The organism is Tahibacter soli, from assembly GCF_025717065.2.
GTDB classification, from domain to species: Bacteria; Pseudomonadota; Gammaproteobacteria; order Xanthomonadales; family Rhodanobacteraceae; genus Tahibacter; species Tahibacter soli.
In genome coordinates, this window is sequence record NZ_JAOVZO020000001.1 from 300,928 (window position 1) to 323,075 (window position 22,148).

At 69.0% G+C, this 22,148-nt stretch carries 13 protein-coding genes and 1 riboswitch; of the genes, 3 read left to right on the plus strand and 10 right to left on the minus strand.

The genetic code is table 11. The annotated features are described in order from the left end of the window. The first annotated feature begins 309 nt into the window (after positions 1-309). Positions 310-552 carry a hypothetical protein gene (locus OD750_RS01360; protein WP_263543060.1) on the plus strand — a complete coding sequence of 81 codons (243 nt, stop codon included), beginning with the start codon at positions 310-312 and terminating at the stop codon, positions 550-552. 329 nt (positions 553-881) lie between these two features. Here OD750_RS01360 and OD750_RS01365 read toward each other — a convergent pair whose 3' ends face one another. From OD750_RS01365 to metK, 6 genes are all read right to left on the minus strand, one after another. Beyond that, the gene (locus OD750_RS01365; RefSeq protein ID WP_263543061.1) at positions 882-3,797 is read right to left on the minus strand and encodes an immune inhibitor A; all 2,916 of its coding nucleotides are present in this window, start codon (positions 3,795-3,797) and stop codon (positions 882-884) included. A 114-nt stretch (positions 3,798-3,911) separates the two neighbouring features. Next, on the minus strand, positions 3,912-4,904 hold the full coding sequence (locus tag OD750_RS01370) for a hypothetical protein (protein WP_263543062.1): 993 nt from the start codon (positions 4,902-4,904) through the stop codon (positions 3,912-3,914). Positions 4,905-5,089: 185 nt separating this feature from the next. Further along, the gene (locus tag OD750_RS01375) at positions 5,090-8,320 is read right to left on the minus strand and encodes a PQQ-binding-like beta-propeller repeat protein (RefSeq protein ID WP_263543063.1); all 3,231 of its coding nucleotides are present in this window, start codon (positions 8,318-8,320) and stop codon (positions 5,090-5,092) included. Positions 8,321-8,501: 181 nt separating this feature from the next. After that, on the minus strand, positions 8,502-9,761 hold the full coding sequence (locus OD750_RS01380) for a hypothetical protein (RefSeq protein ID WP_272841737.1): 1,260 nt from the start codon (positions 9,759-9,761) through the stop codon (positions 8,502-8,504). Next, positions 9,689-11,746: a PQQ-binding-like beta-propeller repeat protein gene (locus tag OD750_RS01385; protein ID WP_272841738.1), complete on the minus strand. Its 2,058-nt coding sequence runs from the start codon at positions 11,744-11,746 to the stop codon at positions 9,689-9,691. Before OD750_RS01385 ends, OD750_RS01380 begins: the two co-directional genes overlap by 73 nt. Positions 11,747-11,883: 137 nt before the next feature. Continuing rightward, entirely contained in the window at positions 11,884-13,083 is a 1,200-nt protein-coding gene (gene metK, locus OD750_RS01390; protein WP_263543065.1) for a methionine adenosyltransferase, read from the minus strand. Positions 13,084-13,360: 277 nt separating this feature from the next. On the opposite strand from metK, the gene OD750_RS01395 reads away from it, so the two are divergent. Further along, the gene (locus OD750_RS01395; RefSeq protein ID WP_263543066.1) at positions 13,361-15,076 is read left to right on the plus strand and encodes a hypothetical protein; all 1,716 of its coding nucleotides are present in this window, start codon (positions 13,361-13,363) and stop codon (positions 15,074-15,076) included. Between the two features lie 314 nt (positions 15,077-15,390). Then, complete coding sequence (locus OD750_RS01400) at positions 15,391-17,112, plus strand: hypothetical protein (protein WP_263543067.1); 1,722 nt, start codon at positions 15,391-15,393, stop codon at positions 17,110-17,112. 75 nt (positions 17,113-17,187) lie between these two features. Here the strand turns inward: OD750_RS01400 and OD750_RS01405 are convergent, their stop codons facing one another. The 4 genes from OD750_RS01405 to dusB all read right to left on the minus strand — a co-directional run bounded on the left by OD750_RS01405 (position 17,188) and on the right by dusB (position 22,144). Further along, on the minus strand, positions 17,188-17,613 hold the full coding sequence (locus tag OD750_RS01405) for a hypothetical protein (protein ID WP_263543068.1): 426 nt from the start codon (positions 17,611-17,613) through the stop codon (positions 17,188-17,190). A gap of 248 nt (positions 17,614-17,861) precedes the next feature. After that, positions 17,862-20,144, minus strand: coding sequence for a 5-methyltetrahydropteroyltriglutamate--homocysteine S-methyltransferase (gene metE, locus OD750_RS01410; protein WP_263543069.1), 2,283 nt, complete (start codon positions 20,142-20,144; stop codon positions 17,862-17,864). Positions 20,145-20,329: 185 nt separating this feature from the next. After that, a riboswitch (cobalamin riboswitch) is annotated at positions 20,330-20,524 on the minus strand. Between the two features lie 35 nt (positions 20,525-20,559). Next, a complete protein-coding gene (locus tag OD750_RS01415; RefSeq protein WP_263543070.1) occupies positions 20,560-21,144 on the minus strand; it encodes a DUF4893 domain-containing protein in 585 nt (194 codons plus the stop codon). Between the two features lie 13 nt (positions 21,145-21,157). After that, positions 21,158-22,144: a tRNA dihydrouridine synthase DusB gene (gene dusB, locus OD750_RS01420; protein WP_263543071.1), complete on the minus strand. Its 987-nt coding sequence runs from the start codon at positions 22,142-22,144 to the stop codon at positions 21,158-21,160. Between the last annotated feature and the right edge of the window lie 4 nt (positions 22,145-22,148).

Genomic DNA, 22,148 nt, shown 5'->3' on the forward strand with positions numbered 1-22,148 from the left:
AGGACGCCACGCGCTCGATCCTCAAGACAGGCCGCCGGACGCGGCCGGAACGCAGTTCAGGGAGGAGCCGCGGACATGCAAAGGAAGGCCCGGATCGGCGCGTGAAAACGCGCCGGCGCGAGAAGGGGGGATCCCGCTTGCGCAGCAGCGGCACACCGAACCGACTCTTGAACGGATTCGCCTGATCCACGGAAGGATTTTCTTTCGCTACCGAGCTGTTTGCTTCCCCGGCCTTCAAAGAGGCCGGTCGGTGGCTCTTTGCCCCAGATTTCCACAGGGAGAGGATGCGCAATGTATTCGATGTCCACGATGCAACATCCCGTACGCCCCGTCCGGCGCACGATTCTGCGCCGCGTTGTCGCCTATCGTCGCCTGGGCTATCGCGTCGTCGTCGAGCAAGGCATGGATACGCCGCTGCACTGGAAAATCTACCGCCCGTGGCTGCGGACGATCTCGGTTTCCGGTATCGCCCCGACGCGCGACGAGGCGATCGCGGCCGCGAACGCCTGGATCCGCGCCGACGTCGAAGGCGCGCGTCCGCGCCTGAGCTGATCGTTCCTGTCTCTTCGTGCCGGAGCGCGATGCGCTTCGGCGCGCAGGCTCCACCCGCTCGCCGCGCGCGAGCGATCTTTGCCCCCGAACCGGCGGCGCGCGGAACGACGATGCGCCGCGAAGTCATGGACGACTTGAAGACCGACGGCTCGCGGATCGGACCATCCGCGAGCCGTGCGCGCGCCCGTCCGCCGACACGGCGGACCGCTCGACGGGGAGTCGCGCGCCGCCGGTTCATTCCTTGGCTCTTTAGTGTCGCGAAAAAAAGCCCGGCGATCCGCGAGGATCGCCGGGCTTCGTTTTGCGCGGTCAGTCTCGACCGTCCGGTTTTACTGGCAGACGTCGATCTTGACGTTGTCGATCACCATGCCGTTCGGCGCGGCTGCCGCGGTGTTGCTGTCGGTCGTCGCGCGGAAGCGCAGCTGCAGCGTCTGGCCGGCGAAATCGTCGAGGTCGACGATCGAGCGCTTGGCCGCCGTGCCCGTGCTGGCCTGGCGGCACCATGCCTGACGGCCGGCCAGCGGCGCGCCGGCTTCGATCGTGCCGTTGTACGCGTCGGTGAAGAAGCGGCTCGCGGCCAGGTGGTCGAACGCGCCGGCATTGAGCTTGGCTTCGAGCGATGCGGCATCCCAGCAGCCGGTCGTGCCTTCGATTTCGAAGCTGTGGTACGTGTCGAACGACAGGATCACGGCCTGCGCGGCCGGAATCGCGATGCTCGGCGACAGGACCGAGCGATCGCTCGTGACGGTGTTGTTCGGCACGCGCCAGACGTTGCCGGTGAAGCCGGTCGTGCCGGCCAGCGGCGTCGTGTTCGTCCAAGCCGTGCCGCCCGCATCGCCCGGAGCGCCGGCGGTCCACGCCGGTTCGGCGCCGCCGTCGAACGCGTACGTCGCGACATTGGTCAGCGTCGTGCCGGCCGGGCAGGTGCCCGGAACGCCGGTCGTGAACGAGAACACCGACGAGGCCGCGCCGTCGCCGCAATAGTTCTGCGGCGTGACGCGCCAGAAGTACTGCGTGCTCGACGCGAGCGTCGTGTCGACGCCCCAGCTCGTGCCCGTCACGACGGTGGTCGCCACGATGTTCGCGAACGCGTTGTCGGTCGCGACCTCGACGCGATACGTCAGCGCGCCGGCGACGGCCCCCCACGTCAGCGTCGGGCGCACCTTCACGCCGGTCGCGGCGTTGGCCGGCGCGGTCAGCGTCGGGGCCGTGGCCGCGGTCGCCGAGATGCCGAGTTCGAGCGCGACGGCGCTCGTCTGCGAACCGCCGGTGCCGGTGACGTTGATCGTGTATTCGCCGGTCGCGGCGCCGTGGCCGCCGGTCAGGGTCAGCGTGCTGCCGCCTGGCGTCGAGGGCAGCGGATTGACCGAGAACGTCGGCGTCGTACCGGCCGGCTGGCCGGCAGCCGACAGCGTGACCGCCGCGTTGAAGCCGCCCACCGTGCCGGCGAGCAGGTTCCACGACGGATCGGCGCCCGGCGTCGCGCCGCACACTTCAAGACGCGGCGCCGATTCCGACACCAGCTTGAGCGCCGGCAGGCCGCACTCGGCGAACTTGAAGCTGCAGATGCGCGTGGACCACTGGTTCGTGCTGGTCGTCGGATAGAACTCGCCGGTGAACCAGAACGTGCATTCGTCGGCCGGGTCGACGCTCATCGACGTGTAGTCGCCCCAGCGGCCGCGACCGCTGAACGAACCGGTCTGCGAGCCGGTCGTCGCCGGCGTGCACGCCTGTTCGTCGCGCAGCGTGCCGTCCGGATCGGACAGCGCGCGGCCGTTGATCATCAGGCGCGGATTGATGGTCGCGCTCGACACGTTGTAGCCGACGCCGATGTTGCCGCCCTGGTCGATGGCGATGCCGCCCATCCAGCGCGTATTGGTGTCGGGCGCGTACGTGCCTTCGTCGACGATCTGCTTGTTCAGCGCGAACGTGGTCGGGGTCGTCTCGAAGCCGTTGGCGAAGATCCCGTCGAAGCGCTGGCCCGGCTGCGACAGGTCGAAATGCGTCCAGCGGATCGCGCCCTGGCCTGCGGGGCCGGTCACGCCGTGGTTGACGACCATCGACAGGCGCGTGGGCGAACCGGGCGGGAACGCGCGGCTCGAGGCGCGATACATGATGTGCGTGCCGAACGCGTCGAGCGGCACCGACGAGCCGAGCTGCGGCACGGCGGTGAAGTTCGGCACGAACGGCGTCTTCGCCGCGACGCGCTGCGGCTGCGCGCTGATCGTGGCGTTGGCCGGTGTCGTCCAGTCGAGGCACATGTCCCAGAACAGGTATTCGGCCGCGCTCGAGTCGAAGTGGACGAAGGTCGGGCAGCTGCCGGCCTTGGCGTGCAGCGTACCGTCCAGATGCGCCGGTTCCGCGCCGTAGGCGTCAAAGCCGGCGAAGCGCACCATCGCGACCTGCGCCGCGGGCGCGCCCGCGAGCATCTTGTCGCGGTCGAGCGCGATGTACGCCGCGCCGAGGAACGCTTGCGTCGAGTTGTTGAATTCGTGCGTGACGAGGAGATAGGCGTTCTGCCGGGCCGATTCGTCGGTCCACACGCCCATGTGCGGGTAGTCGCCGAACACCATCACCGGCGCGGTCGGCCACTTGAATTCGTAGCGGTAGTACGTGCCGAGCGGATCGCTCGTGGTCGACACCGCGACGCACTGGCTCGAGTTGGCGCCGGTCGTGAACTGGCTCATGACCCAGCGCTGCGCGCGGTCGTCCCAGACGGCCAGCGGGTCGCCGGAGTTCGTGGTCTGGCACTTGCCGCCGAAGCCGGCGAAGAACGAGTTGCCGGCCGTCGGGCCGTTCAGGCGCGCACCGGTCGTCTTGTCGAAGATCGCCCAGCTCGTATTGATCCACTGGATGAAATGCGTCGGGCTGACGTCGCCGTTCGTATCGGGCGGTACGCCGCCGCCGCCGACCGAGAGCGACAGGCCGTTCGCGGCGAGGATCGTGCTCGGCGCCGGCGTGCCGGTCGGGCCGGTCTGCGCCTGACGCGTCGACAGGCCGCGCAGGAACTCGCTGATCGCGGACGAGCGCGGCTTGATGAACTGGTTCGGCACGACATAGACGTCTTCGCCGTCGCCGACCGGTGCCGGCGGCGGGAACGTCTGGAGGATGTCGCGCATCGGCGGCGAAACGTCGGAGTGTGCGGCATGGCCGACCACGACGCCTTCGGCGGACCACGCGTCGGTCGCGGCGAGCGCAACCACGCCCGCGAACGCCGCCTTGGCCATGCGGTGATGTCTGTACATCTCAGGTACCCCCATCTAATAGGACTTCAGACTGATGCAATTCAGCCTTCGCGATGATGCCGCACTTCCGGGTATCTTGTCTCGAACGATTGTTCGGGCACGAACGCCCGGGGGTCATCGCGCCGTCGAAGCGGTCGCGGCGACCAGGCGCCGCCGGTGGTCGAGCAGGAATTCGCGCGTACCGGCCGGCAGCAGCGACAGCGACAGGGTCGCTTCGAGCGCGGCGAGCTCGCGCTCGGGCGCCTCGCGCCGCAGCGCCAGCAGCGATGCTTCCGCCAGCGCCGCGTTGTCCGACGCCACCCAGCGTTCGAGCACGCCCGGCGCGGTCACTTCGCGGCCGTTCTCCAGAATCGCGAACGCGAAGCGCACGAGGCTGGCGTAGCCGTCGGTCTGCTGCACGCGCGTCGGCGTTACCGCCAGCACGTGCTGCGCGATTTCGCGCCATTGCGGCTCGTCGAAACCGGCGAGCTTCTGGCTGGCCGCTTCGAGCAGGCGCGTACGCGCGGCGACATGGCCGCCCTGGCCGCGCGCGAAGGCACGCAGGCGCTCGCGCGCGGCGGCGTCCAGATGCTTCGTCAGCGACGGGCGCAGCACGATTTCGGCCGCGGCGAAGTTCTGGAACTGCGGGTCGCTCGCGTCGAGCAGCGCGATCAGCTCGGGCAGACGCTGCTTCTGCGCCTCCTCGCCCTTGCCGGGATTCCACGCCAGTATCTCGCGCGCTTTTTTCGTATCGCGCCACAGCGCCGGTTCCATGCCGGCCGACACGAGCAGCTGCGCGCCGAGGCGATTGACGATCAGGCGTTCGGCCTCGCGTCGATAGCGCGTGTAGGCGATCAGGTACGTATCTTTGTGATCGATGAGACCGGGCAGTTCGGCCGGCCCGGACACGTCGATGAGTTCGGGAATCTCGTCGTTGCCGCCGAGCTTTTCGACACGGCGGAACACGAGCCGGCCGGTCGGGCCGACCTCGACGAACCGCACCGCGACGATGCTCGTCGTGGCCTCGCCGAAGATAGCGCTCGGCGGCTTGACCTTCGCCGCGAAGGCGGCGCCGCTCGCGCCGACGAGAAGGCCCAGGCAGGCGAGGGAACGCAGGATTCGGGACATGACTCGACTCGACGCAAGACTGAGGTCCGGCAGGATATCAGTCATCCATGCGACTGATAACGGTCAGTCTCAGGTGGCGGCCGAGCTGCGCTGCATGAAATCTCCCGGTACGAGGACGCGTCGCGCACAAACGCCGACGACCGCCGGAGGGCGGTCGTCGGGTGCTGTCGCGGCAACGCGAACCTTCAGCGGCTCGCGCAACCGCCGATCTTGACGAGGTCGATGCTGCCGGCGAGCGTGCGCATCGCGCCGGCCAGATCGTTGTCGTCGAAGCGATAGTCGACTTTCGCCCTGTCGCACGCGGCGAACGTGACGGTGGCCTTGCCGACGATGGTCATGTTGCTCGTCGGCACGCTGTCGAACGCGCCGCCGATCGTCTGCACGATCGGCACCTCGACGACGCCGTTGCGCGCACCGGCGAGGCCGCCCTGCAGCGTGAACCAGCGCTGGCGACCCGGATCGTCGGCAGGGCCGGCCGGATCGAACGTGAACCACGGCGCGAAGAACACGCCGCCGGGCTGCACCGTGAACTGCAGTCCCTGGCCCGACGTCGCGGTTTCGAACCACGAGCCCGACTGATGCGTGTCGAAGTCGTTCGCCGGCGGCGCGGCGTTGCCCGGCCGCGTCGTGCCGTCGGCGAGCACGCAGCTTTCCGTCGCGGGCGTCAGACGCGTGAGCGTGATCGTGCCGCTGGCGGCGCCGTTCGTCGCCGCGTCGAAGGCGTACTGCATGGTGCCGTTGTTGCAATCGGTAAAAGTGAACGTCGCCTTGCCGACGATGCGCGCCTGCACCGTGGGGCCGGCGTCGAAGTTGCCGCCGGTGGTTTCGGTGATCGGCAGCTCGACGCTCCTGGCGTTCGCCGGCACCTGGCCCTGCACGACGTACCAGCGCTGGCCCGCCGGATCGTTGCCGCCGCCGCGCGAGAACGTGAACCACGGTGCGAAGAACGTGCGGCTGTCCGGCAGGAAGTCGATCACGATGCCTTCGCCGTTCGCGTACGGCGACCACCACGGTCCCGCGATGCCGATCTGGTCGATGCGCACGAACGCGTTCTGCGCGGCCGGGATCGGCCACGTGAACAGCGCCGACGTGCCGCCCAGTGCGGCGTCCAGGCCGTGCAGGGTCGTACCGGAGACGAGCGGCCGTGCGGTCGTGCAGCCGAGCGTGCGGCACGCTTCGCGATGGCGCGCGCGCACGGTGCCGTCGAGCGTGTCGAGCACGTCGACGTCGATCGTGCGCGCCGACGCCGAGACGCTCGCGACGGCGTCGCCGTCCGGGGTCGCGACGAGCGCGGACGGCGACGCCGTCGCGTTCGTCAGCGGCGGCAGGTCGCGCTGCCAGCGCACCGAACCGTCTTCGAGACTGAGCTTGGCGACGCGCCGCGCGGCACCCGCGCCGATGCAACAGCTCGCGACATACACGCTGTCGCCGACGATGACGGGCGGCTTGAGGCCGGACGCGCTCGCCTCGAACGGCTGCGTCCACAGCTTGTGTCCGGTCGCGTCGTAGCGCGACGCGCTGCCCGTCGGCGGCGATCCGCCGAACAGGTAGATCGCGACGAGGCTGCCGTCCGCGCCGAACGCACCCACCAGCGGCTCGGTGCGGCTGGTCGCGAAGCGATAGCGCTCGCCGCCGTCGGCACCGAAGACCACCGCTTCGGCGCCGGCGCGGATCAGCGCGAACGGCGCGTCCGGCGGCGACGTGTCGAGGATGTGCGTGTCCGGCGCGAGTGCGCGCGTCGCCAGCACGTTGCCGTCGCGGCCGAACCGCGTATAGCCGACCGAACTCGTCACGTTGCCGCCGATGTCGGTCGTGCCGATCTCGTACCACGCGACGAGCGTGCCGTCGGCGTCGATGCGCAGACGGCCGTTCGCGTCGTTCGTCCAGAACTGCGCGCGCTCGAACAGCTTGCGCGTCCACAGCTCGCCGCCGTCGTCGATGCGATGGCAGGCGAGAACCTGGTCGACGAGGTTGTCGCTGCGCGGCTGTGCGCCGAGCACGCAGACGCGGCCGTCGCCCGCGGCGATCGTACCGAACGCCTCTGCGTTGACGCTCGGAATCCACGAACCCGGCGTCGCCTTGCGCCAGAGCGTGCCGCCGTCGGCACCGATGCGCACGAGTTCGCGTGCGCCGCTGTGGCCGATCGACCACGAAACGATCGAGCCGTCCGCGAGCAGCGCACGCTCGGCCGACGCCGAACCGTTCGACACGAGCGTCTGCGGCGCGCTGCGATCGGTGCCGTCGGGTGCGATGCGCACGAACGGCGCCTGCTGAGAACCCGTGGCGTACACCTGCAGCACCGCGGTGCCGTCGGCCTCGAACGCGACGACCGACAGCACGCGCGCCGGCGCGGTCGGATGTACGACGACCTTGCTGTAGCGCTTGGCGCCGGCCGCGTCCAGGCGAGTCGCGCGGTCGTTGTGCGTGACGACGAGGTCGCCGTCGGGCGCCAGCGCCGCGTTGATCAGGTTCGCATCGGCGGGAATGCCGAGATCGGCGCGGTTCGCGCGCCACGCGACCTGACCGTTCGCATCGAGCTTGACCGCGGCCGCGGCGCCGATGCCGCTGGCGAGGAACGTCGCGCCGTTCGCGTCGACGATCGGCGCGCGCAGGTTGACGTACTCGTTCGTCGACGTCGTCGGCTCGACCGCGGTCGACCACAGGAGCGCACCGTCGTTCGCGGCGTAGGCGGCGAGAAACAGGCCGCCGCTGCGCCTGACGCCCGCGACGCGCAGCGAACCGTCGGGCGCGACGGCCGACAGCCCGCGGCCGTCGAGCGGCTTGACCCAGCGGCGCGTGCCTTGCGTGTCGTACGCGGCGATCTGCGGCGCGGCTTCGGCCGCGTCGATCGTGTACAGCGAGCCGTTGCGCGGGTCGACGGTGTCGAGCGTGCCGATCATCGTCGTCGTGTCGAGCCGCGCGAGAATCCGGCCGTCGGTGCCGAGCCGCACGATGCGGTTCGGCACGCTCGCGACGACGCTGGCGTTCTGCGCGGGAAACAGGCGCGAGCCGACCGGCGGACCGAGACCGCACGGCACCTCGTCGGTCTGCGTCTCCCAGCGCAGCGTCGCGCCGGTGTCGTACTTGACGATGCGGCAGCGGCCGACAAACGTGCCGTCGTGCTGGATCGTCAGGAGTTCGCCTTGTTCGTTCGTCAGAGTCGCCGCCACGACGTCGCCGTGATGCGATGCGAAGGCCGCGGGCGAGGTGGTGCCGTCGGCATAGTGCAGCACCGCGATTTCCTGCAGCGAGGTGCTGATGCCCCAGTAGCGGCCCGCGGCGTTGCCGCTGCCTTGCGTGAACGCGACGGCGCTGCGCGCGGGATCTTCGATCGGGCGGTTCCACGCCCAGGCGGCGAGCGGCACCGACAATGCGGCGGCGATGCCGAAACGCGCGAAACGGAACAATACGGACATGACGACTCCATCAACGAATGCCACGAAGACGCGTGCGTGCCGGCGTCCCCCCAAGCGCCGGCTTCGTACACTTGTTTACTCCGGCGGTCGATGCCGGAACCGATACATTACGACACGCGCAGGCCGTCGTAGCGGGCTCTGCGCGTATTAGCGGCGCGGTCGCCGATTCCGAGTCGCGCCGTTACGGCGCGCAGCCGCCGGCCTTGACGAGGTCGATCGACCCGCTGCGCGCCCGCATCGGCGCGGCGAGTTCGTTGTCGTCGAAGCGGTAGTCGAGTGTCGCGCGGTCGCAGGCGAGCATCGTGATCGTCGCCTTGCCGACCGCGTACATGTTGTTCGTCGGCACGCTGTCGAACGCGCCGCCGATGGTCTGCACGATCGGCAGTTCGACGACGCCGTTGCGCGCGTTCGCGAGCGAACCCTGCACGGTGTACCAGCGCTGCTTGCCGGGATCGTCCGAAATGCCTGCCGGGTCGTAGGTGAACCACGGCGCGAAGAAGATGCCCCCGGGCTGCACGGTCAGCTGCAGGCCCTGGCCCGACGTCGCCGGTTCGAACCACGAGCCGGACATGCGCGCGTCGAAGCCGTTGGCCGGCGCGCTCGTGCGCGTCTGCGTCGTGCCGTCGGCGAGGAGGCACTCGTGCGTCGCGGGCGACAGGCGCGAGAGCGTGATCGTGCCGGTCGCGCCGCCGTTGCGGCCTTCGTCGAAGCGATAGCGCAAAGTACCGTTGTCGCAATCGGTAAATGTCAGCGTCGCCTTGCCGACGATCGCCGGCGTCGTCGCGGGGCCGGCGTCGAACGCGCCGCCGGTCGATTCGGTGATCGGCAGCTCGACCTCGACCGCGTTCGCCGGCACCTGGCCCTGCACGACGTACCAGCGCTGGCCGGCCGGGTCGTTGCCGCCGTCGCGCGAGAACGTGAACCACGGCATGAACAGCGTGCGCGAATCGGGCAGGTAGTCGAGCACGAAGCCCTCGCCGTTGGCGTACGGCGACCACCAGGCGCCGGCGATGCCGGGCTGGTCGAGGCGGGTCGGAGGGGGCGCGGTCATGTCGACGCCCAGCAGGAAGGCGGCCTGACCGGCCTGCGTGTCGATCCCGGTGATGCCCACGCGCGCCGTGCCGTCGCGACCAAGGCCGACGCCGACCGGCGGCGAACAGGCGTCCGCGCAGCGGATCGTGCGGTCCTGCCGGGGTTGGCCCGTCGCGGTCGCGATCGTCTGCAGGCGGAGACGGTTTTCGTTCGTGGTCGCGACGATGAGCGTGTCGCCGGCATCGTCGATCGCCATGACGCCGGCCTTCTGCTGCACGGCCGGGCTGCTCGTGGAGCGTCGCCATTCGATGGCGCCGTCGGCTGCCGCGATGCGCATCACCCAGTTCGTATCGGCCCAGTTCGTATCGGGCGGCGCGTCGCTCGGCGGCGTCGAGGCGTTCTGGTACACGTAGACCGCGTCGCGTGTGGCGAGAAGATTGCCGAAAGGCGGCGCGTATCCCGTGGAAAAGGCAATCGCCTTGCGCCAGCGCAGCGTGCCGGCCGCATCGATCGCGCGCAGGTCGCCGCCGCTGCCGGTTGCCGCGAGCAGGTAGGACGTGCCGTCCGGCGCCACGGCGAGGGCGATCGGAAACAGGGGCTGGCCGATGCGGGCTCGTTCGTGGAGAACACGACGGCGCCGTTCGCGTCCAGCCGCACGAGGTTCAATGCCGTCGGCTGGTACGGGCTGTTTGCGATCGCCACCGTCGTGCGGCCCGATCCTTCGATCGTCGCAGCGACGGGAAGGCCGGCGATCGGCGGTGCCAGCCGCGGACGGCCGTCGCGATCGATGCGCATGACCTGGAATGCGCCGTTTCCTGCGAACACCGCGAACAGGCGTCCGTCGTCGAGCAGTCCGGCAAACGACTGCGCCTGCGTCGCCGAGACGCCTTCCTGCCACAGGATGTCGCCGGTCGCGGCGTCGAGGCACAGGTTGGTCCAGGCGTAGGCGTCGAACCCCGACGACGGCAGGAAACGACCGGTCGCGCAGACGCGGTCGGCGCGCGCGACGATGCTGTAGGTCGCACGCAGGCGGTGGCCGATGTCGCGCGACCACAGCACGTTGCCGCGCGCGTCGATCTTGCTCAGGCGTTCGCCGCGCGGTCCGGAGAGGTAACCCGAGCGCGAGGCGAGGTAGGTCGTTCCGTCCGGCGCGACGTGCTGCGCGAGCGCTTCGCCGATATCGGACTGCACGACGCCCGCGAGCGGCGAAGCCACGGCGTTGCCGGCGACGTCGAACGCGAGCGCGTTGATCTCGCCGCCGGCCGGCGGGGGATCGGTGTAGCCCGTGGCCAGCAGCGTGCCGCGCGGCCCGAAGTCGAGGTCGGTGACGTACGACCACGGCACGGCGATGAACGCCGCTCGTTGGCCGTCCTCGTTCCAGCGATGGAGGCCCGGCGTCCTGTCGATGCAGCCGACCGCGACATCGCCGGCCGGCGATGCGGTCGCCCTGTCGAACCGGCCGTTGCAGGACGACGCCTGCCAGCGCACCGCGCCCGCGTGCGTCAGGCGCGCGACGGTCGTGCTGGTGCCGGTGCTGCCGACGGCATGGTGGCCGACGACGACGAGCCCGTCGGCGTCGGCGAACAGCTGCGCCTGCGAGTCGTCCTCGTCGCCGGCGACGGTGCGCGTCCACCGTGGCGTGCCGTCGGGCGACATCGCGGCGATCTGCAGCGGCCCGCGCTGCCCGGCGGCGCCGATGCCGGCGGTGACGACGTCGCCGTTCTCGAGTATCGCGATGGCCGTGACGGACGCGCTGCCACCGTCGCGGACCCAGCGCTGCCGGCCGTCCGGCGCGTAGCTCGCGACGTGCGTGGACGCGTTTTGCCGCGCATCGCGCACCGCGACGATCGCGCCGCCGTCGGCGTCCACCGCGAGCGCCGTAGTGTCCGCGAGCCCAAAAAGAGAAAGATCAACTTGCGCCGCCATGGCGCCGTCGCGGCCGATCCGCGCGAGGCGGCGGAGGCCGGAAAACCAGGTCGTCCCGCCGGCATCGGCGGCGATCCGGGCGCATCCGTCAGGCTCGTCGCGCGACCACGCGAGGTGTGCCTGTGCGTCGACGCGCCCGATCCGGCAGGCGCCGTCGCCGCGGCTGAAAACGATCGCGCCGCCGTCGGCGAGCGCAAGGCCGTCGCCGAATTCGCGCCTGGCGCCGTCGACGCCGAGCAGTACGCGATCGGCGACCGTCGCGCGGCCCGAGGCATCGATGTGCCGTACCGCGCCGTCGTCGAACGCCCAGATGCCGTCGCGGCCGTCGGGCACGAAACGGTCGAACGCGACGGCACGCGGCGGCGCGGGCTCGACGTGACGCCAGTCGGCGGCCGGTGCGGTCGCAGCATCGGCGGACAGCACGAGCGCGGCGAGCGTGGACGCCGTCAGTGCGCATCGGAGCGACATCGATTCCCCTGAAGTGGTGGCGTGCAGCCCGAGCCAACCGTAAAACGGCTGCGAGTATGGTCACGAAGGCGCATCGCGGCCAAAAAGAAGGGCCGCACGAGGCGGCCCTGTCTTTCGGTGCCTTGGAAACCGATCGCTTACTTGATCTTGGCGTCCGCGCGCAGCGCGTCGGCCTTGTCGGTCTTTTCCCACGAGAACGCGGTGTACTTCTCGCCGCTCTCGGTCTTCACGTCGTACGGCGTGCGGCCGAAGTGGCCGTAGCTCGCGGTCTGCTGGTACATCGGGTGGATCAGGTCGAGCATCTGGATGATGCCGTACGGACGCAGGTCGAAATGCTTGCGGATCAGCTTTTCGATCTTGTCGTCGCTGATCTTGCCCGTGCCGAACGTGGTCACCGAGATCGAGGTCGGCTCGGCCACGCCGATCGCGTACGAGACCTGGATTTCGCAACGGTCGGCGAGGCCGGCCGCCACGACGTTCTTGGCGACGTAGCGCGCCGCGTAAGCGGCCGAACGGTCGACCTTCGACGGATCCTTGCCCGAGAACGCGCCGCCGCCGTGGCGGGCCCAGCCGCCGTACGTGTCGACGATGATCTTGCGGCCGGTCAGGCCGCAGTCGCCCACCGGGCCGCCGATCACGAACTTGCCGGTCGGGTTGATGTGGAACTTCGTGCCCTTGTGGATCCACTTGGTCGGCAGGACCGGCTTGATGATGGTTTCCATCACGCCTTCTTTCAGGTCCTTGTGCTTGACCGACGGGTCGTGCTGCGTGGAGAGCACCACGGCGTCGATCGCGACGGCCTTGCCGTTTTCATAGCGCAGCGTGACCTGGCTCTTGGCGTCCGGACGCAGCCACGGCAGCGGCGACTTCTTCGCCTTGCGCACCTTGGCCTGCTGTTCGACGAGACGGTGCGAGTAGTAGATCGCGGCCGGCATCATGTCCTTCGTTTCGTTCGTCGCGTAGCCGAACATCAGGCCCTGGTCGCCGGCGCCCTGTTCTTCCGGGCTCTTGCGGTCGACGCCCTGGTTGATGTCGGGCGACTGCTTGCCGATCAGGTTCAGCACGCCGCAGGTGGCGCCGTCGAAGCCGACGTCGGACGAGTCGTAGCCGATGTCCAGGATGACCTTGCGCGTGAGCGCTTCGAGGTCGATCCAGGCGGAGGTGGTGACCTCGCCGGCGACGATCGCCACGCCGGTCTTCACCAGGGTTTCGCAAGCCACGCGGGCGCGCTTGTCCTGGGCGAGGATGGCGTCGAGCACGGCGTCGGAAATCTGGTCGGCAACCTTGTCCGGATGACCTTCGGACACGGACTCGGAAGTGAAGAGGTAGCTGCTCATCGCGGCAAGTATCCGTTATTCGAGATAGAGAGATGGATGGGAACGCGCAATGATAGCGGCACAACGTTGCCATTGCACCTGCGCCGCCGGCCCCCGCCGCCGCGTCCGTCGCCGTTCAAACATGCGTCGGCGAATCTGGACACCGCGCCATTTTTGTTCCAATCCGCTGGATTTCCAATGCGTTAGCGTGGCCGTCCCGTTGCCGGGGGGCGTATCGGGAGTGCAATGCCGGTCGGCTTGACGCCGGCCGGTTCACAGATACGCAACGGAGGCAATGATGCTAAAGATACGCATACTCGCGGGGGCGCTGGCCGCCGCGTTGACGCTCGTCGCGCCCGGCGACGCCGTCGCACGCGCGGCGCACGTGATCGACCAGGCGATGCTCGTCAGGGACGCGCTCACGGTCGGCGTCGGCGACCCTGTCGTTTTCGACCGCGCGGACGGCCAGTATCGTGCGGACGGAGTACCCGCCACGCTGTTTTCGCCGGACTTCAGCGCGCGACCGTCGACGCCGAAGGCGATGGCGCTCGAATTTCTCGCCGCGCGCGGCGCAACGCTCGGGCTCGACCCTCAGGCGGTGGCGAATCTTTCCGTGACGTCCGAGCGCCTGACCGACGGCATCGGGGTCGTGCGCATGCGGCAGCAATCGCAGGGCCTGCCGGTGTACGGCAGCGACATCGTCGTGTCGACCGCCTCGGACGGCCGTGTGATCTTTGTCGCGAACGGGGTGGTAACCGACATCGACACGGTCGATCCCGTGCCGTCGAACGCCCCGGCGGACGCGACGCGGGCCGCGACGACGCATATCGGCGGCAACGCCCGCTCGATGCATGCGCCGCAACTGATGCTGCACGTCGCGGACGGCGCGACGCGTCTTGCCTGGCGCACGTCGGTCGAAAGCGCGGATCCGGCGATCGGCTCGTGGGCCGTGCTCGTCGACGCGCATGACGGCAGCATCCTGCGCGCGCAGTCGACGACGTACAACGCGAACGGAACCGGTACGGTGTTCAAGCCCGATCCGTTGTCGTCGGCGCGCGCTTCGGCGAGCGATCCCGGCTACGGCGACAACGGCAACGCCGACTCGCCGCAGTTCACCGCACAGCTGTTCCCGGTGACGCTGCGCGACATCACGCTCGCAAGCGGCCAGTATCGACTCGAAGGTCCGTACGCATCGTGCCGCGCCCTCGAAGCCCCGTCCGACGCGGCGTGCCCGACCGGTGCGTCGTCCGACTTTTCGGTCACGCGCTCGGCGCTGACTTTCGACGCCGTCAACATCTACTACCACCTCGACACGTACATGCGCTACGTCAACGTCACGCTCGGCATAACGGCGATGCCGACGCGGTACTACAGCGGCGGCGTCCGATACGACCCGCATGCGGAAAGCGGCGCCGACAATTCGCGCTACAGCGGCGGCAATCTCTACTTCGGCGAAGGCGGCGTCAACGACGGGCAGGACGCCGACGTCATCATCCACGAGCTCGGGCACGGCATTCACGACTGGGTGACGAACGGCAACCTCTCGCAGTCGCAGGGTCTGTCCGAAGGCGTCGGCGACTACCTCGCGCAAGGCTACAGCCGCGACTTCCCGAACCAGTGGGTAGCCACCGACGCCGCCTACCATTGGGTGTTCAACTTCGACGGACATGCCCCCGGGCTGTGGGCGGGCCGCGCGACCAACTGGCACACGAACCACAGCTATCCGGGCAATATCGGCTCGGGCATTCACCAGCAGGGCCAGTATTTCGCGTCGTGCAGTATCGTGGCACGCGACGCGCTCGGGGGCATGGCAATGGACAAGGCCGTCCTAGTGGGTCTTTCGATGACCAACGGCTCGTCGAACCAGAAAGCCGCCGCGCAGGCGATCATCAACGCCGCCGCCGAGCAAGGCACCAACGTCGCGCCGATCGCCGCGGCGTACAACACGAGCTGCAACTACGCGGTCACCGTGCCGGTGTCCGACGTGATCTTCAAGAACGGCTTCGAGCCGTAACTCCGCCCGGCGCCGCGGCGGCGGCCGCGGCGCCATTCCCTCGATACCGGACGCGCACCGAACCGGGTGCGCGGCTCCATGCCGTGTCCGCCCGGGCGACTCCGGACGGATGCCTCCATGCGGCGCGCGGCGGATGTGACGGGTTTCTTGCTCGCGCTACTGTCTCTCGATACCGTCGATAAGGTACGGTCGATGGTTCGTATCCGCACGGGGCGCGCGGATCGGGGCCGGCGCTTGCAGGAGCCGGCGATCGTGGGGGAACAATCTGGAATCGATGCGACGGGGGTCGCGGAGGTTCCGCTCGGAGGATGGGAATGAAGCTTCGCAACAAAACCTTGGCCGGCGGCATTGCGTCGGTGTTGATGCTCGGCATTGCAACGAACGCGGCGGCGCTGTCGCCGCAGTCGCAGGCCGAGCGGCAGTCGGTGCGCGACGCGCTGACGCGCGGCGTCGACACGCCGTCGCTGTTCGACGCCGTCGACGGCCAGTACCGGCCCGACGGCCTGCCGGCCGCGCTGTTCGCGCCGGATTTCAACGCGCGTCCGGCATCGCCGAAGGCCATGGCGCTCGAGTACCTCGCCGCGCGCGGCGAATCGCTCGGCCTCGATGCGCAGGCGGTCGCGAATCTCGCGGTGACCTCCGAGCGCCTGACCGGCAACATCGGTGTCGTGCGCGTGCGGCAGCAGGCGCAGGGCCTGCCGGTGTACGGCAGCGACATCGTCGTATCGACCGCGTCCGACGGCCGCGTGATCTTCGTCGCCAACGACGTCGTCACCGGACTCGCCGACGTCGACACGACGCCGAAACTCGACGCCGATCGGGCGCTCGTCGTCGTCGCCGGCTACCTCGGCGGCGCGCCGCTGCGCCACGGCAAGACGGCGCTGATGCTGCACGTGGCGAACGGCAAGACGCACCTCGTCTGGCGCGCCGAAGCGATGAGCAGCGCGGTCGGCGTGGGCGGCTGGGACGTGCTCGTCGACGCGCACGACGGCACCGTGCTGCGTGCGCAGTCGACGACGTACAACGTCGACGGCACCGGCACCGTGTTCAAGCCCGATCCGCTGTCGTCGGCGCGCGTGGCCTACGCCACCACCGGCTATCCGGACAACAACAATGCCGACTCGGCGCAACTGACCGCGCAACTGTCCTCGGTCACCCTGCGCGAGATCACGCTGAGCGCCGGGCAGCATTCGCTGAACGGTCCGAAGGCCGTGTGCTGGCAGTGGGAGCCGCCGACCGACGCCGCGTGCCCGGTGCAGGCATCTTCGGATTTCTCGGTGACGCGTTCGGCGCTGACGTTCGATGCGGTCAACGTGTACTACCACGTCGACACGTTCATGCGTTACATCAACACGACGCTCGGCGTCGCGGTGACGCCGCGCCAGTACACCGGCGGCGTGCGCTTCGACGCGCACGGCGAGAACGGCGACGACAATTCGCACTTCGACAGCGGCACCGGCGAACTCGTGTTCGGCGAGGGCGGCGTCGACGATGCGCAGGACGCCGACGTGATCATCCACGAGCTCGGCCACGGCATCCACGACTGGCTCACGAACGGCGGCCTGTCGCAGACGCAGGGCCTGTCCGAAGGCGTCGGCGACTACCTCGCGCAGGCGTACAGCCGCGACTTCCCGAACCAGTGGACGCCGTCGGACGCGGCCTACAACTGGGTCTTCAGCTACGACGGCCACAATCCGTTCTGGGGCGGCCGCGTGACGAACTGGCACACGAACCACAGCTATCCGAGCAATCTCGGATCGCCGTCGCCGCATATCCCGGGCCAGTACTGGGCGTCGTGCAACATCGTCGCGCGCGACGCAATCGGCGGCGCGATGATGGACAAGGCGTTTCTCGTGGGCCTGTCGATGACGACCGGCTCGGCGAACCAGAAGACCGCCGCGCAAGCCGTGATCAACGCCGCCGCGACGCAGGGCGCGAACGTCGCCGGCATCGCCGCGGCGTACAACACGAGCTGCACCTACGCCGTCACCGTGCCGGTGTCGGATCTGATCTTCAAGAACGGCTTTGAGCTGTAGCGACGGATCGGCGCCGCGGGCAATCCCGCGGCGCCAAGCTGCGTTCGCAGCGGGCTCCTCGCCGGCGGGCTGTTCTCAACAGTCGGCAAGGAATGCTTCGAAAGAACGCAGCAGCGCGATAGAGCGCCCTTCAAGATCCTCAACCAGCGAATCCGCAGTGTCGTACTCGATGGTCTCATCTTCGACCTGATCGAAGCCGATTTCCTGTCCGCTCCAACCGTATTCGCACTCCAGCCGCCATCGACCTTCGGTGCAGCAGATGACGACGCATGCGCTCACGGCCTTCTTGTTGATGTTCGTCCATCTCAAGAGATCGGCATCGATCGTAAAGTTCAGCGATGTCGTCTTCTGTTCGGTGAACGAGCTCGTGTTGGTCCAAGGAATCAATGCCGTCGTCACGTTCTTGAAGCGGCTGTCCTCGCGAAGAGCGTCGGCATTTTTTCTGAAAATGGCGAGCGTTCTCGCAGTGGCTTCAATGAATTCACAAATATCATCATTCACGACTGCCTCGGCGCTTTGGAGGCTCTCGAGTCGACGGTAGCTTCGACAATCTTCTGCGTGCCCCCCGAGGCATGAGACTACCACCGACAAGCGCTCCGCCATTCGCCTTCGCACCACCGGCGGGAAACTTCGAAGTGTCCACTCGGTGCAACTTTTGCGTCTGACAGCGGAATGATCCTGATCAATCGGATTGCCCGGAAATTTGCGAAGAAGTGCGCCACGGGCGAATGCCCGCGGCGCACGCCGCGTCACGCCGCGAGTTCTTCGCGCAGCGCCTGCGTCGCCGACACCATCGCTTCGAGCGCCGCCCGCACTTCGGGCCAGTCGCGCGTCTTCAGCCCGCAGTCGGGATTGATCCACACGTTGCCCGTCGGCAGTACCGCGAGCGCCTTGCGCAGGAGATCGACCATCTCGTCGCGGCTCGGCACGCGCGGCGAGTGGATGTCGTACACGCCCGGGCCGATGCCGTTCGGATAGCGAAAGCGCACGAACGCGTCGAGCAGCTCCATGCGCGAGCGCGACGTTTCGATCGATACGACGTCCGCGTCCATCGCGGCCACCGCGTCGATGATGTCGTTGAACTCCGAATAGCACATGTGCGTGTGGATCTGTGTGCCGTCCGCGACGCCGTTCGCCGTGAGGCGGAAGCATTCGACCGCCCACGCGAGATACGCGGCCCAGTCGGCGCGCTTGAGCGGCAGGCCTTCGCGCAGCGCCGGCTCGTCGATCTGGATCACGCGGATGCCGGCGGCTTCAAGATCGAGCACCTCGTCGCGCAGCGCCAGCGCGATCTGACGGCAGGTATCGGCGCACGGCTGGTCGTCGCGCACGAACGACCAGTTCAGCATCGTCACCGGGCCGGTCAGCATGCCCTTCATCGGACGCGGCGTGAGCGACTGCGCATAGCGCGACCAGCGCAGCGTCATCGGCTTGGGGCGCGCGACGTCGCCGTAGATGATCGGCGGCTTGACGCAGCGCGAGCCGTAGCTCTGCACCCAGCCGAGCTTCGTGAACGCGTAGCCGTCGAGTTGTTCGCCGAAGTATTCGACCATGTCGTTGCGCTCGAACTCGCCGTGCACGAGCACGTCGATGCCGAGTTCTTCCTGCACGCGCACGGCATGCGCGGTCTCGCGTTCGAGATACGCGTCGTATTCGCGGTCGGAAAGCCGCCCGGCGCGGTGGTTGGCGCGCGCCTCGCGAATCGCCTGCGTCTGCGGGAACGAGCCGATCGTCGTCGTCGGCAGTACCGGCAGCGCGAACGCCGCGTTCTGCCGCGCGACGCGTTCGGCGTAGCCGCTGCGGCGGTCGCCGAGGTCCGGCGGCAGCGTCGCGAGCCGCTTGCGCAGCGCCGGCTTCACCACGAGCGGCGAGAGCAGCCGCGCCGCGCGTACGCCGCGTGCGGCGGCCAACGCAGCGATCGCCGCTTCGTGGCCCGCGAGCGCGTCGGCGACCGTGCGAAGTTCTTCGATCTTCTGGCGCGCGAAGGCAAGCCACGAGCGCACGAGCGGCGCGAGCGCGGTTTCCGCGTCGAGATCGATCGGCACGTGCAGCAGCGAGCACGAAGCGCTCAGTTGCACGCGCGCGTCGCCGAGCGCTTCGCGTGCGCGCCGTGCGAGCGCGAGCGCGCGATCGAGGTCGGCGCGCCAGACGTTGCGGCCGTCGACGACGCCGAGGCTCAGCGTCGTCCCGGGGCGCAGCGCGGCGAGCACCGCGGCGAGCTGTTCGGGCGCACGCGCGAGGTCGACGTGCAGACCGTCGACCGGCAGCGACGCCGCGAGCGCGACGTTGTCGTCGAGCGCGCCGAAGTACGTCGCGAGCATCACGCGCGGACCGCTCGACGCGAGCGCGTCGTACGCGCGGCGGTACGCATCGTGCGCCGCGGCGTCGAGATCGAGCACGAGGCACGGCTCGTCGATCTGCACCCACTGCGCGCCGGCATCCTTCAATTGCCCGAGGAGTTCGACGTAGCACGGCAGCAGGCGATCGAGCAGCGCGAGCGGATCGCCGCCGTCGACGCGCTTGGACAGGCGCAGGAACGACACGGGCCCGAGCAGCACCGGCCGCGCGGCAAAGCCCGCGTCGCGCGCCTCCTTGAACTGCGCGACCGGCTTGTCGCCGCGCAGGCGGAACGCCTGGTCGCCGGTCAGTTCGGGCACGAGATAGTGGTAGTTCGTGTCGAACCACTTCGTCATCTCGAGCGCGCGCAGGTCGTGGCCGCCCGACTGCCTGCCGCGCGCGAGCGCGAAGTAGCCGGCCAGCGGATCGGCGTCGAGCAGCGGCCGGTGCGAGTCGGGCACCGCGTCGAACAGCACGGCGTGGTCGAGCACGTGGTCGTACAGCGAAAAATCGTTGACCGGCACGACGTCGGCGCCGGCGTCGCGTGCGAGCTGCCAATGGCGTCGGCGCAGGCTCGCGGCCGCGTCGGCGAGCGCGGCGGCGTCGATTTCGCCGCGCCAGTACAGCTCCAGCGCCCGTTTCAGTTCGCGCTTGAGTCCGATGCGCGGAAAGCCCAAAAGTGTAACGGTAGACATTGCGATTCCTCCAGCGTTGAGTGACGCAGAGGAACGAAGGCGGCGCAAAGCCCCGCGACCGCGGTGCGTCCACGCCGTGACCCTTCGCCCCCGCGGGCGAACCGAAAATCGCGGAATGGATCGGAATGCGGGCGTGCGCCGGCAGCCCGACGCCTCCCCGCGGAGGTTCAGGTCGTACGAAAGCGCGTGCGCTTTCGGCCGGGGCAGGTCTTCGGGCTCATGGACGTGACGCTGGCCTACGTCGCCGCTTCCCGGTCTTTACGACCAGTGCCGATGGCGATTTCGTTTCCACTTACCGCTGCGGGGCAGCTCCGGAGTCGAACCGGATTCCCTTTTAATCCAGGGCGTGACTCCCGGAACCTTCAGCGGGCGGGAGTAGAGACGTTTAGACGTCCGAAGTCAATCGAGGCGGCGCTCAGGGCCGCTTCAACTGGTAGATCTCGTAGTCGTCGCCGCGCACGTCGAGCGCCATCACGAGACGGCCGTCGCCGATCTTCCAGGCGACGCCGACGCTGTCGGTTTCGGCCGGTGCGGCGGCGCCCGCGTCGCGGCTGTACGGCACCTGCGGATCTTCGTTGACCGACGCGCCGCCGGCGAACACCCACTCCTTGCCGCCGTCGATCGGCGCATACAGCCAACCGCTGCGGCGCTGCGAGCCCGTGGTCTTTTCGAAGAACAGCTTGCCGTTTCGCTCGGTGACGCGCGCCTTGAACCACGGATACGTGAACACGCCGTAGCGCGTGCCCTGGATCGAGCGCACGCGCCATTCGCCGAGCCATTCCTTGGCCGTGAGCGTTTCGGCCGGCGTCGACGCGAGTTCTTCGGCGACGGCCTTGCCTTCGCCGTCGCCGGGCGGAATGCCGGGATCGGCGTTGACCGCGTCGACGCGCGCGCGCCAGCCGTCGATCTTCGCGCGATGTTCGGGCCACAGCGGCGCGTCGGTGGCGGGAACGGCCGCGGCGAGCGCGAGCGCGGCGGCAAGGGCCAGTTGAACGATCATGCGGATTTTCTCCTCAGGCCGCGAGCGGCGCGGCATCGGCCAGAGCGTTGAAGTAGTCGCGTGTCAGGCGTATCTGTTCGGCCGCGGTCTCGGCGCGGTTGACCACCGCGCGGAACGCGGCGTTCTCGGGGCGGTCCTTGGCGTACCAGCCCAGGTGCTTGCGCGCGAAGCGCACACCCTGGTGTTCGCCGTAGAACGCGTGCAGGTGTTCGAGGTGTTCGACGAGGATCGCGCAGACCGCGTGCGGGCCGGGCGGCGGCAACAGCTCGCCGGTCGCGAGATAGTGCGCCACCTCGCGGAAGATCCACGGCCGGCCCTGCGCCGCGCGGCCGATCAAGAGCGCGTCGGCGCCGGTGGCGCGCAGCACGTCGCGCGCCTTGCGCGGCGAGTCGATGTCGCCGTTCGCCATGACCGGAATCGAGACGGCCTGTTTGATCGCCGCGATCGTGTCGTACTCGGCATCGCCGTTGTACAGGTCGGCGCGCGTGCGGCCGTGCACCGCGAGCGCGGCGATGCCCGAGTCCTGCGCGATCTTCGCGATCGTCACGCCGTTCCTGTTGTCGCGGTTCCAGCCCGTGCGGATCTTCAGCGTGACCGGCACCGGCACGGCCTTGACCACCGCCGCGACGATGCGCGCGACGAGCGGTTCGTCCTGCAGCAGCGCGCTGCCGGCGTAGACGTTGCAGACCTTCTTGGCCGGACAGCCCATGTTGATGTCGACGATCTGCGCGCCGTGATCGACGTTGTAGCGTGCGGCGTCGGCGAGCATCGCCGGATCGTAGCCGGCGATCTGCACGCTGATCGGCGCGGGTTCGCCGTCGTGATCCATGCGGTGCAGCGACTTCTTCGTCTGCCACAGCCGCGGGTCGCTCGTCGTCATCTCGGACACGGCGAGGCCCGCGCCGAGCCGCTTGCACAGCTGGCGGAACGGCTTGTCGGTGACGCCGGCCATCGGCGCGAGCACGAGCGGCGGATCGAGGGTGTAGGGGCCTATCTGCATTGCG